The 13,403-nt window shown below is 71.2% G+C and carries 12 protein-coding genes; 9 read left to right on the top strand and 3 right to left on the bottom strand.

Annotated elements, in window-relative coordinates:
* Positions 1 to 119 precede the first annotated feature (119 nt).
* The 7 genes from shc (at position 120) to AB0N81_RS13690 (ending at position 8,164) form a co-directional block, all read left to right on the top strand.
* Complete coding sequence (gene shc / locus AB0N81_RS13720; RefSeq protein ID WP_365357994.1) at positions 120 to 2,207, top strand: squalene--hopene cyclase; 2,088 nt, start codon at positions 120 to 122, stop codon at positions 2,205 to 2,207.
* Complete coding sequence (locus tag AB0N81_RS13715) at positions 2,207 to 2,860, top strand: 1-hydroxy-2-methyl-2-butenyl 4-diphosphate reductase (protein ID WP_365357993.1); 654 nt, start codon at positions 2,207 to 2,209, stop codon at positions 2,858 to 2,860. Before shc ends, AB0N81_RS13715 begins: the two co-directional genes overlap by 1 nt.
* A gap of 5 nt (positions 2,861 to 2,865) precedes the next feature.
* Entirely contained in the window at positions 2,866 to 3,888 is a 1,023-nt protein-coding gene (gene hpnH / locus AB0N81_RS13710) for an adenosyl-hopene transferase HpnH (protein WP_365357992.1), read from the top strand.
* 85 nt (positions 3,889 to 3,973) lie between these two features.
* The gene (gene dxs / locus AB0N81_RS13705; RefSeq protein ID WP_365357991.1) at positions 3,974 to 5,884 is read left to right on the top strand and encodes a 1-deoxy-D-xylulose-5-phosphate synthase; all 1,911 of its coding nucleotides are present in this window, start codon (positions 3,974 to 3,976) and stop codon (positions 5,882 to 5,884) included.
* Positions 5,881 to 7,266, top strand: coding sequence for an aspartate aminotransferase family protein (locus tag AB0N81_RS13700; protein ID WP_365357990.1), 1,386 nt, complete (start codon positions 5,881 to 5,883; stop codon positions 7,264 to 7,266). The genes dxs and AB0N81_RS13700 overlap by 4 nt, the downstream gene beginning before the upstream one ends.
* Before the next feature lie 77 nt (positions 7,267 to 7,343).
* Positions 7,344 to 7,988 carry an XRE family transcriptional regulator gene (locus AB0N81_RS13695; RefSeq protein ID WP_365357989.1) on the top strand — a complete coding sequence of 215 codons (645 nt, stop codon included), beginning with the start codon at positions 7,344 to 7,346 and terminating at the stop codon, positions 7,986 to 7,988.
* A gap of 59 nt (positions 7,989 to 8,047) precedes the next feature.
* Positions 8,048 to 8,164, top strand: coding sequence for a DUF6126 family protein (locus tag AB0N81_RS13690; RefSeq protein WP_361169991.1), 117 nt, complete (start codon positions 8,048 to 8,050; stop codon positions 8,162 to 8,164).
* 34 nt (positions 8,165 to 8,198) lie between these two features.
* On the opposite strand, the gene AB0N81_RS13685 is transcribed toward AB0N81_RS13690, so the two are convergent.
* Both AB0N81_RS13685 and AB0N81_RS13680 read right to left on the bottom strand, forming a co-directional pair.
* Entirely contained in the window at positions 8,199 to 9,014 is an 816-nt protein-coding gene (locus tag AB0N81_RS13685; protein WP_365357988.1) for a tyrosine-protein phosphatase, read from the bottom strand.
* Between the two features lie 104 nt (positions 9,015 to 9,118).
* Complete coding sequence (locus AB0N81_RS13680; protein WP_365357987.1) at positions 9,119 to 9,925, bottom strand: class II aldolase/adducin family protein; 807 nt, start codon at positions 9,923 to 9,925, stop codon at positions 9,119 to 9,121.
* 127 nt (positions 9,926 to 10,052) lie between these two features.
* On the opposite strand from AB0N81_RS13680, the gene AB0N81_RS13675 reads away from it, so the two are divergent.
* Positions 10,053 to 10,616 (top strand): TetR/AcrR family transcriptional regulator, encoded by a 564-nt coding sequence (locus AB0N81_RS13675; protein ID WP_365357986.1) that lies wholly within the window; start codon positions 10,053 to 10,055, stop codon positions 10,614 to 10,616.
* Here AB0N81_RS13675 and AB0N81_RS13670 read toward each other — a convergent pair.
* Positions 10,613 to 11,110, bottom strand: a complete 498-nt coding sequence (locus tag AB0N81_RS13670) for an SRPBCC family protein (protein WP_365357985.1) — start codon at positions 11,108 to 11,110, stop codon at positions 10,613 to 10,615. The two genes, AB0N81_RS13675 and AB0N81_RS13670, sit on opposite strands and share 4 nt — an antisense overlap.
* A 194-nt stretch (positions 11,111 to 11,304) precedes the next feature.
* On the opposite strand from AB0N81_RS13670, the gene AB0N81_RS13665 reads away from it, so the two are divergent.
* Positions 11,305 to 13,395, top strand: a complete 2,091-nt coding sequence (locus AB0N81_RS13665) for an alpha-galactosidase (RefSeq protein WP_365357984.1) — start codon at positions 11,305 to 11,307, stop codon at positions 13,393 to 13,395.
* Positions 13,396 to 13,403: the final 8 nt, after the last annotated feature.

Genomic DNA, 13,403 nt, shown 5'->3' with positions numbered 1-13,403 from the left:
TATCCGAGCTGTCCGAGGGGTGACCCCCGGACTCCCAGGCAGTCGCCGGCCGGCGCCCCGCGCCGGCCGACGGCGGACCCACAGCAGACGTAGCCACTGCACTGCACGAAGGGGAAGCCATGACAGCGACGACCGACGGAAGCACCGGAGCGGCCACGCCCCGCGCAGCCTCGGCCAGCCAGTCCACCGAACCGACCGACTCCACCGACCCCACCGAACTCACCGAACAGATCGACCGGATCGAGCCGCTCGACCGCATCGACCGGCTCGACACGACCGCCGCGCCGGCCGGCGTCCGGGATGCCGCCGAGCGTGCCATACAGCGCTCCACCGCCTTCCTGCTCTCCCGCCAGGACGCCCAGGGCTGGTGGAAGGGCGACCTCGAGACCAACGTGACGATGGACGCCGAGGACCTCCTCCTGCGGCAGTTCCTCGGCATCAGGGACGAGCACACCACGCACGCCGCCGCGCTCTTCATCCGCGGCGAGCAGCGCGACGACGGCACCTGGGCCACCTTCTTCGGCGGGCCCGGTGACCTCTCCGCCACCATCGAGGCGTACGTCGCACTGCGCCTGGCCGGTGACGAGCCCGACGAGCCGCACATGGCCAGGGCCTCCGCCTGGATCCGCGACCGGGGCGGCATCGCCGGGGCCCGCGTCTTCACCCGGATCTGGCTCGCCCTCTTCGGCTGGTGGAAGTGGGACGACCTGCCCGAACTCCCGCCGGAGCTCATCTACTTCCCCAAGTGGGTCCCGCTCAACATCTACGACTTCGGCTGCTGGGCGCGGCAGACGATAGTGCCGCTCACCATCGTGTCCGCCAAGCGGCCCGTGCGGCCCGCGCCGTTCGCCCTGGACGAGCTGCACACCGACGCGTGCGACCCGAGCCCCGCCAAGCCGCTCGCTCCCGTGGCGAGTTGGGACGGAATCTTCCAGCGGCTCGACAAGGCGCTGCACGTCTACCACAAGGTCGCGCCGCGCCGGCTGCGCAAGGCCGCGATGAACAGCGCCGCCCGCTGGATCATCGAGCGGCAGGAGAACGACGGCTGCTGGGGCGGCATCCAGCCGCCCGCCGTGTACTCCGTCATCGCGCTGCACCTGCTCGGCTACGACCTGGAGCACCCCGTCCTCAAGGCCGGACTCGCCTCGCTCGACCGGTTCGCCGTGTGGCGCGAGGACGGGGCGCGGATGATCGAGGCCTGCCAGTCGCCCGTCTGGGACACCTGTCTGGCGACCATCGCCCTCGCGGACGCCGGACTGCCCGCGGACCACCCGCAGTTGGTCAAGGCCGCCGACTGGATGCTCAGCGAGCAGATCGTGCGGCCGGGCGACTGGTCGGTGCGCAGGCCCGAACTGGCGCCCGGCGGCTGGGCGTTCGAGTTCCACAACGACAACTACCCCGACATCGACGACACCGCCGAGGTCGTCCTCGCGCTGCGCCGGGTCGCGCACCCGGACAAGGCACGCCTGGAGAACGCCATCGACCGCGGGGTGCGCTGGAACCTCGGCATGCAGTCGAAGAACGGCGCCTGGGGCGCCTTCGACGTCGACAACACCAGCGCCTTCCCCAACCGGCTGCCGTTCTGCGACTTCGGCGAGGTCATCGACCCGCCCTCCGCCGACGTCACCGGCCACGTCGTGGAGATGCTCGCCGTCGAGGGCAGGACGCACGACCCGCGCACCCGGCGCGGCATCGAGTGGCTGCTGGCCGAACAGGAGCCGGACGGCGCCTGGTTCGGACGCTGGGGCGTCAACTACCTGTACGGCACCGGGTCGGTGGTGCCGGCGCTCGTCACGGCGGGCCTGCCCGCCGCCCACCCGGCGATCCGCCGGGCCGTGCGCTGGGTGGAGTCGGTACAGAACGACGACGGCGGCTGGGGCGAGGACCTGCGCTCCTACCGCGACCGCGGCTGGGCGGGGCAGGGCGCCTCGACCGCGTCACAGACCGCGTGGGCACTGCTCACGCTGCTCTCGGCCGGTGAGGGCGAGGGCAAGGCCGTGGAGCGGGGCGTCGCCTGGCTGACCGCGACCCAGCGCGAGGACGGCTCCTGGGACGAGCCGTACTTCACCGGCACCGGCTTCCCCTGGGATTTCTCCATCAACTACCACCTGTACCGGCAGGTGTTCCCGCTCACCGCCCTCGGCAGGTACATCAACGGAGAGCCCTTCGCGGGCGGCTCCGGTGCCCACCCCGGCAAGGGCAGCTGATGGACCGGACCCCGGCCCCGCGGCCGGGTCCCGCGCCGCTGCTGATCGCCTGCGCGCTCGGCATCGAGCACCTCGCCCTGCGCACCGGCGGCCGCGGCGGCGCGCCCGCCACCATGACCGTGCTGCGCACCGGCATGGGCCCCAAGAACGCCGAACGCGCCGTCAGCGGTGCGCTCGGAAAGGAAACCCTGCGCGACGCGGCCGTCCTGGCCACCGGCTTCTGCGCCGGACTCGCCCCCGGCATGCACCCCGGCGACATCGTCGTCGCGGCGCAGACGCGGGACGCGCGCGGCAGCACACCCTGTACGGGAACCGGGCTGCTGGTCGAGGAGCTGGTGCGGGCCGTGCCCGGCCGCACCGTGCACACCGGACCGCTCACCGGCTCCGACCACGTCGTCCGCGGGCACGAGCGCGGCGCACTCCTCGCCACGGGCGCGATCGCCGTGGACATGGAGTCCGCCGCCACGCTGCACAGTGCCGTACGCGCCGGACAGCGGCCCGTTGCCGCCGTCCGGGTGGTCGTGGATGCCCCACAGCACGAACTCGTCCGCATCGGCACGGTGCGCGGTGGAATATCGGCTTTCCGCGTTCTTCGTGCCCTGCTCCCCGCTTTCTTTGAATGGCACCGTTCTTCGCTGCTCCCCCGGAGGTGAGCCAGATGGCCATGCCGCTTCGTCAGACCATCAAGGTCGCTACATATCTCTTTGAACAGAAGTTGCGCAAGCGTGAAAAGTTCCCGCTGATCGTCGAACTGGAGCCGCTCTTCGCCTGCAACCTGAAGTGCGAGGGGTGCGGGAAGATCCAGCACCCCGCCGGAATCCTCAAGCAGCGCATGCCGGTGGCGCAGGCCGTCGGCGCCGTCCTGGAGTCCGGTGCGCCGATGGTCTCCATCGCCGGCGGCGAGCCGCTGATGCACCCTCAGATCGATGAGATCGTGCGGCAGTTGGTGGCGAAGAAGAAGTACGTGTTCCTCTGCACCAACGCCATGCTGCTGCGCAAGAAGATTGAGAAGTTCCAGCCCTCGCCGTATTTCGCGTTCGCCGTGCACATCGACGGGATGCGGGAGCGGCACGACGAGTCCGTCGCGAAGGAAGGTGTCTTCGACGAGGCGGTGGCCGCCATCAAGGAAGCCAAGAAGCGCGGTTTCCGGGTCACCACCAATTCGACCTTCTTCAACACCGACACCCCGCAGACCATCATCGAGGTCCTGAACTTCCTCAACGACGACCTGAAGGTCGACGAGATGATGCTGTCGCCCGCCTACGCCTACGAGAAGGCACCCGACCAGGAGCACTTCCTGGGCGTCGAGCAGACCCGCGAGCTCTTCAAGAAGGCCTTCGCGGGCGGCAACCGGCTGCGCTGGCGGCTCAATCACTCGCCGCTCTTCCTGGACTTCCTGGAGGGCAAGGCGGACTTCCCGTGCACCGCGTGGGCGATCCCGAACTACTCGCTCTTCGGCTGGCAGCGTCCCTGCTACCTGATGAGCGACGGCTACGTACCCACGTACCGGCAGCTCATCGAGGAGACCGACTGGGACAAGTACGGCCGGGGCAAGGACCCGCGCTGCGCCAACTGCATGGCGCACTGCGGCTACGAGCCGACCGCCGTCCTCGCCACCATGGGCTCCCTCAAGGAATCCATCCGCGCGGCCCGCGAGACCGTCTCGGGAAACCGCGGGTGACGTCATGAACGGGCGGACGAGGGCACTCCGTTCAGGGGTGCCCCCCTCCGCCGTGAGCTGAGAGAAGTAGAGAGGGGGCCCGGACATGACCATTCTCGAGACGATTCGGGGGCCGCGGGATCTGAAGAGGCTTTCAGGGGCCGAGCTCGACGAACTGGCAGGGGAGATCAGGGAGTTCCTGGTGCACGCGGTCGCCAGGACGGGGGGCCATCTCGGGCCCAATCTGGGGGTGGTGGAACTCTCCGTCGCCCTCCACCGCGTCTTCGAGTCGCCGGTCGACCGCCTCGTGTGGGACACCGGCCACCAGAGCTATGTGCACAAGCTGCTCACCGGGCGGCAGGACTTCTCCAAGCTGCGCGGCAAGGGCGGCCTCTCGGGGTACCCCTCGCGCGAGGAGTCCGAGCACGACATCGTCGAGAACAGCCACGCCTCGACCGCGCTCGGCTGGGCGGACGGCCTCGCCAAGGCGCGCGAGGTCCTCGGCGAGCGGGGCCACGTGGTCGCCGTCATCGGGGACGGGGCGCTCACCGGCGGCATGGCCTGGGAGGCGCTGAACAACATCGCGGCCGCGAAGAACAGACCGCTGATCATCGTCGTGAACGACAACGAGCGCTCGTACGCCCCGACCATCGGCGGCCTCGCCAACCACCTCGCCACCCTCCGCACGACGGACGGCTACGAACGGTTCCTCGCCTGGGGGAAGGACATACTTCAGCACACCCCCGTCGTAGGGCAGCCTCTGTACGAGTCGCTGCACGGCGCCAAGAAGGGCTTCAAGGACGCCTTCGCGCCGCAGGGGATGTTCGAGGACCTCGGGCTCAAGTACGTCGGACCGATCGACGGACACGACATCGGCGCCGTCGAGTCGGCGCTGCGCCGTGCGAAACGCTTCCACGGCCCCGTGCTCGTCCACTGCCTGACGGAGAAGGGCCGCGGCTACGAGCCCGCCCTCGCCGACGAGGCGGACCGCTTCCACACGGTCGGCGTCATGGACCCGCTCACCTGCGAGCCGCTCGCACCGTCCAACGGCCCCTCCTGGACCTCCGTGTTCGGTGACGAGATCGCCCGCATCGGCGCCGAGCGGGACGACGTCGTCGCCATCACCGCGGCCATGCTTGGCCCGGTCGGCCTGACGAAGTTCGCCGAGGCCCACCCCGACCGGGTGTGGGACGTCGGCATCGCCGAGCAGCACGCCGCGGTGTCGGCCGCCGGCCTCGCCACGGGTGGCCTGCACCCGGTCGTCGCGGTGTACGCCACCTTCCTCAACCGCGCCTTCGACCAGCTCCTGATGGACGTGGCGCTGCACCGGTGCGGGGTCACCTTCGTGCTCGACCGCGCCGGGGTCACGGGCGTCGACGGCGCCTCGCACAACGGCATGTGGGACATGTCGATCCTCCAGGTCGTGCCCGGACTGCGGATCGCCGCGCCGCGCGACGCCGACCAACTGAGGGCCCAGCTGCGGGAGGCGGTCGCCGTGGACGACGCGCCGACCCTGCTCCGGTTCCCCAAGGAGGCGGTGGGGCCCGCGATCCCCGCCGTGGACCGGCTCGGCGGCATGGACGTACTGCTCCAGGACCCGGACCCGGACGTGCTGTTCGTCGCCGTCGGCGTGATGGCGGCGGTCTGTCTGCAGGCCGCCGAGCTGCTGCGGAACCGCGGTCTGCGCTGCACCGTCGTCGACCCGCGCTGGGTCAAGCCGGTCGACCCGGAGCTGCCCGGACTCGCGGCGGGGCACCGCGTCGTCGCCGTCGTCGAGGACAACAGCCGCTCCGCGGGGGTCGGCGCCGCGGTCGCGCTCGCGCTCGGCGACGCCGAAGTGGACGTCCCCGTAAGGAGGTTCGGGATTCCCGAGCAGTTCCTCGCGCACGCCAAGCGGGGCGAGGTCCTCGCCGACCTCGGGCTCACCCCGGTCGAGATCGCGGGCAGGATCAGCGCCACGCTCGCGGCCAAGGAGGGCGCGGGCCGGCAGGGTTCAGGCAAGGAGCAGAGCGTATGACCAAGGAGTTCGACCTCGGCAGGCTCCTCGCCGAGCGAGGCGCGGAGCGGTACGAGCTGCACGCCCGGCACCTCAACCACCAACTGCCGCGCATGCTGCACACCATCGGCTTCGACAAGGTGTACGAGCGGGCCGAGGGCGCGTACTTCTGGGACGCGGAAGGCAACGACTACCTCGACATGCTCGCCGGCTTCGGTGTGATGGGCCTCGGCAGGCACCACCCCGTCGTCCGCAAGGCGCTGCACGACGTCCTCGACGCCTCCCTCGCCGACCTCACCCGGTTCGACTGCCAGCCGCTGCCCGGCCTGCTCGCCGAGCGGCTGCTCACGCACAGCCCGCACCTGGACCGGGTCTTCTTCGGCAACAGCGGCACGGAGGCCGTCGAGACGGCGCTGAAGTTCGCCCGCTACGCGACAGGGAAGCCGCGCGTGCTCTACTGCGCGCACGCCTTCCACGGGCTGACCACCGGCTCGCTGTCGGTCAACGGCGAGGACGGGTTCCGGGACGGCTTCGCGCCGCTGCTGCCCGACACCGCGGTCCCGCTGGGTGATCTGGACGCGCTGCGGCGGGAGTTGCGGAAGGGCGACGTCGCCGCGCTGATCGTCGAGCCCATCCAGGGCAAGGGCGTGCACGAGAGCCCGCCCGGATATCTGCGCGCCGCCCAGGAGCTGCTGCACCGGCACAAGGCGCTGCTGATCGCCGACGAGGTGCAGACCGGCCTCGGCAGGACCGGCGAGTTCTACGCGTACCAGCACGAGGAGGGCGTCGAGCCCGACCTGGTCTGTGTCGCCAAGGCGCTGTCGGGCGGCTATGTGCCGGTCGGCGCGACGCTCGGCAAGGACTGGATCTTCAAGAAGGTCTACTCGTCGATGGACCGGGTGCTCGTGCACTCGGCGAGCTTCGGTTCGAACGCGCAGGCCATGGCGGCGGGCCTTGCCGTCCTGGCGGTGATGGAGGACGAGAAGGTCGTCGAGAACGCCCGGGTCACGGGGGAGCTGCTCAGGTCGCGGCTCGCGGCCCTCGTCGACCGTTACGAGCTGCTGAGCGAGGTGCGCGGCCGCGGGCTGATGGTCGGCATCGAGTTCGGGCGGCCCACGTCGCTCAAGCTGCGCGGGCGCTGGACGATGCTGCAGGCCGCCCGCAAGGGGCTCTTCGCGCAGATGGTCGTCGTGCCGCTGCTCCAGAAGCACCGCATCCTCACCCAGGTCTCCGGGGACCACCTGGAGGTCATCAAGCTGATTCCGCCGCTGACCGTGGGGGAGCGGGAGGTGGACCGGTTCGTGACGGCCTTCACCGCCGTGATGGACGACGCGCACAGCGGCGGTGGGCTGATGTGGGACTTCGGCAGGACGCTGATGAAGCAGGCGGTCGTGAACCGCTGAGGCCCTCCGCCCACCCGGCTTTTGCCTCTCGGGCAAGAAAGTTGCCCGGGAGGCAAGGCTCTGGCTGAATCAGGGACATGAGCCCTGCCGAGCCCGTGGAGCCCGCGACGGCCGCCGAGCCACCCGAGACGGCCGAAGCACTGCCCGCCGTGGCGCCCCAGCTGCGCGAACTGCGCCGCCGCGCCTCCCTCACCCTGGAGGCCGCCGCCCGCACCGCCGGGCTCTCGCCCGCCCATCTGTCCCGCCTGGAGACCGGGCAGCGCCAGCCGTCGCTGCCGATGCTCCTCACCCTCGCACGCGTCTACGGTACGACGGTCTCGGAGCTGCTCGGCGAGACGGTCGCCGACCGGGACGCGATCGTCCGCGCCCCGGACATGGAGCCGACCCGGGCGGGCGGCTGGACCTACTGGCAGGCGGGCGCCTCCGGCCGTGGCATGCAGGCGCTGCGCGTACACGTGCCACATGGCGCGCAGGGCGACATCGTGCGCGTCCACCCCGGCGAGGAGTGGCTGTACGTCCTGAAGGGACGGCTGCGGCTGCACCTCGGTGACGCCGCGCACACCCTCGCGCCGGGGGACAGCGCGCACTTCGACTCGCTGACCCCGCACCGGATCGGCGCCGCCGACCGCGGCGGCGCCGATCTCCTCTTCGTCCACACGTTGCTGCAGAGCCCCGCCACCGCGCTGTGCCTCGGTGGCCCCACTCAGGGAGACCCGACATGACGGAACCGGAACAGCAGGCCCCCGCCCCGCAGGAACAGCCCGCCCGCAAGGTGATGCGCATGGAGGAGAAGTTCCCCCGGGCGCTCTGGGTCCGCCTGATCATCTACGTGGCGGTGGGCCACATCTTCGCGGCCTTCATCTATCTGCTGTTCGAGCTGGGCGCGAAGAACCAGTAGGGGAGCCGGGTGCGGGCGTCGGACCGGGTGCCGCTCAGTCGAGCAGGCGCTCCCGGAGACGCTCACGGGTCTCGTCGCTCACCTCGAGGCCCACGGAGAGGTACGTGTCCACGTCGCCCCAGGTCTGCTCGATCGTGTCGTAGGCCGCCGCGAGGTACTCGGCGCGGGCGTCGAAGAGCGGGTCGAGAAGCTCCATGACCTCGGGCGACATCGCGTTCGGGGAGCTGTCCGAGCGGTGCACCTTGTAGCGGCGGTGCTTCACGCTCGACTCGAGGTAGTCCGCCTCGATGGCGTCACGCTCCACGCCGACGGCGAGGAGCGTGACGGCTATGGACAGGCCCGCGCGGTCCTTGCCGGCCGCGCAGTGCATCAGCGCGGGCACGCTGTCCTCGGCGAGCGCGTGCAGCACCTTGCTGTGCTCGGCGGTGCGCTCCTTGATGATCGTGCGGTACGCGGCCGACATCCGGTCCGCGGCCCTGCCGCCGGAGAGGATCGAGCGCAGCTGGTCCAGGTCGCCGTCGCGCACCATCATCCAGAACTCGGCGCCGTCGGCCGGGTCGGTCAGCGGCAGGTTCATGTTCCGCACGCCCGGCAGCGCGACGTCCGGGCCTTCGAGGCGCTGGTCCGCGGCGTTGCGGAAGTCGAAGATCGTGTGCAGGCCGAGCGAGGAGAGGAACTCGACGTCGGCCGCGGTGGCGTGCGCCAGGTGACCACTGCGGAAGAGCCTGCCGGGGCGGACGCGGCGGCCGTCCACCGTCGGCAGCCCGCCCACGTCACGGAAGTTGCGCACTCCGGAAAGCTCGGGCTCTGACAGCTCTGACAGCTTCGTCGGCGGGACTTGCTGCGTCACGGGCTCTCCTCAGGCTCTTCGGCCGGCGCGGCTCGCCGGGGCAGGTGCGCCTTTGACGATACGACATGGGTTCCTGGGGCAATTACCCGTTCTCGGGGGCTCGGTCACTCGAAGAGGTCGGGCTCTTCGCGGACGATCTGGTCCCACAGGGGGCGCAGCTGGAACCACCCGGAGAGAGGGGTCCCGATCTGTTCCCGGACCATGAGCGCGGTGTCGTGGTCGATGTGCTCGGGCGTGCCCGCGGCCATCGCGAGCAGCTGTGCCTGGCAGGACCGCTCCATCGTGATGAACCACCAGGCCGCCTCGGGGACGGTCCGGCCCACGGTGAGGTTCCCGTGGTTCTGGAGGATGACGGCCTTGTGCCCGCCGAGTGCCCGCCCGATGCGCCGGCCCTCCTCGGCGTCGTTGACGACGCCCCGGTAGTCCGAGTACAGGCCCTGGTCCTCGTAGAAGGCGCAGGCGTCCTGGGTCAGCGGGTCGAGCGGGACGCCGAGGCTGGAGAAGGCCTTGCCGTACGTCGAGTGGGCATGGGCGGCGGCCACGACATCAGGGCGGGCCCGGTGGACCTCGGAGTGGATGCAGAACGCCGCGCGGTTCACCGGGCGCCCGCCCTCCACGACCTTGCCCGCGCTGTCGACCAGGAGCAGGTCGGACGTCCGGATGTGGCGGAAGCTCATGCCGAACGGGTTGACCCAGAAGTGGTCCGGGGCGCCGGGGTCGCGTGCGGTGATGTGGCCGGCGACGCCCTCGCCGAAGCCGAGCTTGCCGAAGAGGCGGAACGCGGCGGCGAGCTCCTGCTTGCGCAGCTGCCGCTCGTCCTCGACGGAGAGGTTTTCCGGGCGCAGGTCCAGGGCGGCGATCTGTTCTGCGGTTCCGACGGCGGCACGCTCGTCGGCGGTGAGTGCGGTCATGAAGCCTCCTCAAAAAATACGGGCCGTTCATTTATGGCTGGCCGGTAACGTTGCACGCGCCACGGAGGCTGTCAACGGTTCGGGGAGGACGCCCATGGCGAAGGGTGCGCGGACGCGGGCGCGAAGCGTGGCGAAGCTGCAGGCGGCAGCGCTGGACGTGTTCGCGGAGCACGGCTTCCACGGCGCGTCGATCGAGGAGATCTGCACCCGGGCCGGCCTGTCGCGAGGAGCGTTCTACTCGAACTTCGAGGACAAGGAGGCCCTCTTCTTCGCGCTGTTCGACGAGCACGCCGACCGCGAGGTGGCACGGCTCGACGCGGCGGTCTCGGGTGCGGCCACGATCGACGAGGTGCTGGACGCGCTGGTGGGGGCATGGAAGGGGCACGGCGACGAGGAACGCTCGTGGTTCCTCGCGTCCACGGAGTTCACCGTCCACGCGATCCGGCACCCGGCGACCGCCCGACGGCTCGCCGAGCACGACCGCCGGCTGCGGGACCGCCTATCGGAACTCCTGGCCGTCTTCTTCGAGCGCGTCGGACGCGAGGGGCCGGCCGACCTCGACATGCTCGCGCGCTGCGTCATCGCCCTCCACGAGGGCGCGCTGATGCAGACCCTCGTCGAACCCGGCGAACTGCGGCCGGGGGAGTTGCAGCGCCGGTTCCTCCCCGCGGTCCTGCTGGCGGGCGGCTAGCCGAGGGGTTCGCCGGTCTCCAGGAGGGTCTTGAGGCTGGAGAGGATGGGCGGCCAGCCCTGGCTGCACATGGAGTGCAGCGTGCCGGCCGGGTCGAACTCGTGCGTCACGGTCAGCTTCACCTGGTCGCCCCGGTCGCCCCGGTCGTCCCGGTCGCCCTGGGGTTCGAGATCGAAGGTGACCTGGGAGCGGCGCTCACTCGCGAGCCGCGCCCGCAGCTCCTCGTCGATGCCGTTCGCCTCGGCCCACTGAGGGCTGAAGGTGTGCCAGGTGTACGCCAGCCGGCGGTGCGGTTCATGGGCGAGGACGACCTGCTCGGGGTCCTCGGTCGTGGCTCCCGTCTCGGTCCAGGCCATCGGGGACCCCGCCGCCCAGTCGGTCGAGAAGCTCACGCCCCAGTACCGCTGCGTGAACGCCGGGTCGGTCAGCGCCTGCCAGAGCTGTTCGGGGGAGGCGCGGATGTACGTCGTATAGACGAACGTCTTGCTGTCCATGGGGGCTGCTCCAATGCTCTGTGCAGGTCCGCGGGCCTGCTCTCCCAGGTCCGCACGCCGCTCAGGTCAACGCCATCACCGGGCGACGCGGCGTGTCAATCGGAGTGCCTCTGTATGGCCGCGGGTTTCACTGTCACCATGTGCAGGCGGGCGAGCGCGCGCCTGTGGGAATCCTCGGACCGGGCGGGGGCCTGATGATCGAGACCGGCGCCGACGGCCGCACATGGCTGCTCTCGGGACCCCGCAGCAGCTACGCCCTGCGGCTGACGGAACACGACGAACTGCTGCACCTCCACTGGGGGCCGCAGATCACCCTCGCCGACGCGGAGGCGCTCGCCGCCGAGCCGCTGCCGCCCGCCCGGCCCTTCGAATCGGCGCTCGACGGGCGCGAGGAGTATCCGGTGGAGGGCGGGCCGCGCTTCGTGCCGCCCGCCCTGTCGGTGCGTGGCGGCGGGGTGCGCGGCACCGAGTGGCGGTACCGGAACGCGGCGGCCGACGAGGACGAGCTCCAGCTCCACTTCTTCGACCCGGTTCACCAGTTGCGGATCACGCTCGTCTACCGGCTGCGCGGAGACGTCATCGAGCGGCAGGTCGTCCTCGTGCACGAAGGACGCTTCGGGACATCCGAGGTGGAGCTGCTGCGCGAGGACCCCGCGACCTGGACACTGCCCGCACGGGACCGCTGGCGCCTGTCGCAGCTGCACGGCCGCTGGGCCGCCGAGTCACGGCTGGTGCGCGCCGACCTGACGTACGGCGAACAGGTCATCGGCAGCCGGCGCGGGCACACCGGGCACCACCACCTGCCCTGGGTCGCGCTCGACGCGGGCGAGGCCACCGAGGAGAGCGGCGAGGTCTACAGCTGCGCGCTCGCCTGGTCCGGGTCGTGGCGCGTCTCGGTGCACCGGCTGCCGGACGGCACCGTGCAGATCACCGGCGGCAGCGGGCACGACGGCTCAGGTCAGCACCTCCTCGCGCCGGGCACGGCCGTCGTCACGCCCGTCTTCGCGGGCCTGTGGACCGACGGCGGCTTCGGCGGCGCCAGCCGCGCCTGGCACGCCTACCAGCACGCACACGTCATCCCGGACGCCGGCACGCCCCGGCCCGTCCTCTACAACTCCTGGGAGGCCACCGGCTTCGACATCTCGGAGGGACAGCAGCGCAAGCTCGCCCGGCGGGCCGCCGCCCTCGGGGTGGAGCTCTTCGTCGTCGACGACGCGTGGTTCGGCGAGCGCGTCAGCGACCGGGCGGGCCTCGGCGACTGGACGCCCAACCCGGACCGCTTCCCCGGCGGCCTCGGCCCGCTCGCCGACGAGGTGCACGGCCTCGGGATGCGGTTCGGCATCTGGGTGGAGCCGGAGATGGTCAACCCCGACAGCGACCTCTACCGCGCGCACCCCGACTGGGTGCAGCACCAACACGGCCGTACGCGCACGGAGTTCCGCAACCAGCTCGTCCTCGACCTCACACGGGAGGACGTACGCGCACACCTGTGGCGGCGCCTCGACGGGCTCCTCTCCAGCGCCCCCGTCGACTACGTGAAGTGGGACTTCAACCGCCCCTTCACCGATGTCGGCCGGCCCGGCGCGGCCTACCCCCAGGGGCTCTGGTCGGGCCACACCCACGCCCTGTACGACCTGCTGGACCGGCTCCGCCAAGCGCACCCCGACGTGGCCTTCGAGTCCTGCTCGGGCGGGGGCGGACGGATCGACCTCGGCATCCTCTCCCGCACGGACCAGGTGTGGACCTCCGACAACACCGATCCGCTGGACCGGCTGGCCATCCAGCACGGCTTCAGCCAGCTGCACCCGGCGCGCGTGATGGCCGCCTGGGTCACCGACAGCCCCAACACACAGCTGAACGGCCGGGTCAGCTCCCTGTGCTTCCGGTTCGTGAGCGCCATGGCCGGGGTGCTCGGCATCGGCGGCGACCTCACCCGGTGGACCGAGGGCGAGCTCGCAGAGGCGCGGGACTGGGTGGCTCTCTACAAGGAGATCAGGCCCGTGGTGCAGCTCGGCGACCTCTACCGGCTGCGGCCACCGGGAGACGGGCTGAGCGCCGTGCAGTACGTCCGCGGCGACGACTCCGTCGTACTGGCCTGGCTTCGGGCGCAGGCTTACGGGGAGGAGCCGGCGCCGGTGCGGCTGCGCGGGCTCGATCCGGCGGCGGCGTACGTCTGCCCGGACACGGGGGAGACGTACCGGGGCGCGGTGCTGCTGCATCGCGGGCTGAGGACCGGGCTCACAGGGGACCTGGACGCGGCGGTGTTCCGGCTGCGGAGGGTGTGACGCGTGCG

Source organism: Streptomyces sp. NPDC093510, from assembly GCF_040683555.1.
Taxonomy (GTDB): Bacteria; Actinomycetota; Actinomycetes; order Streptomycetales; family Streptomycetaceae; genus Streptomyces.
Note: the sequence above shows the minus strand (reverse complement) of the source record. Positions and strands in the feature narration are given on the sequence as shown.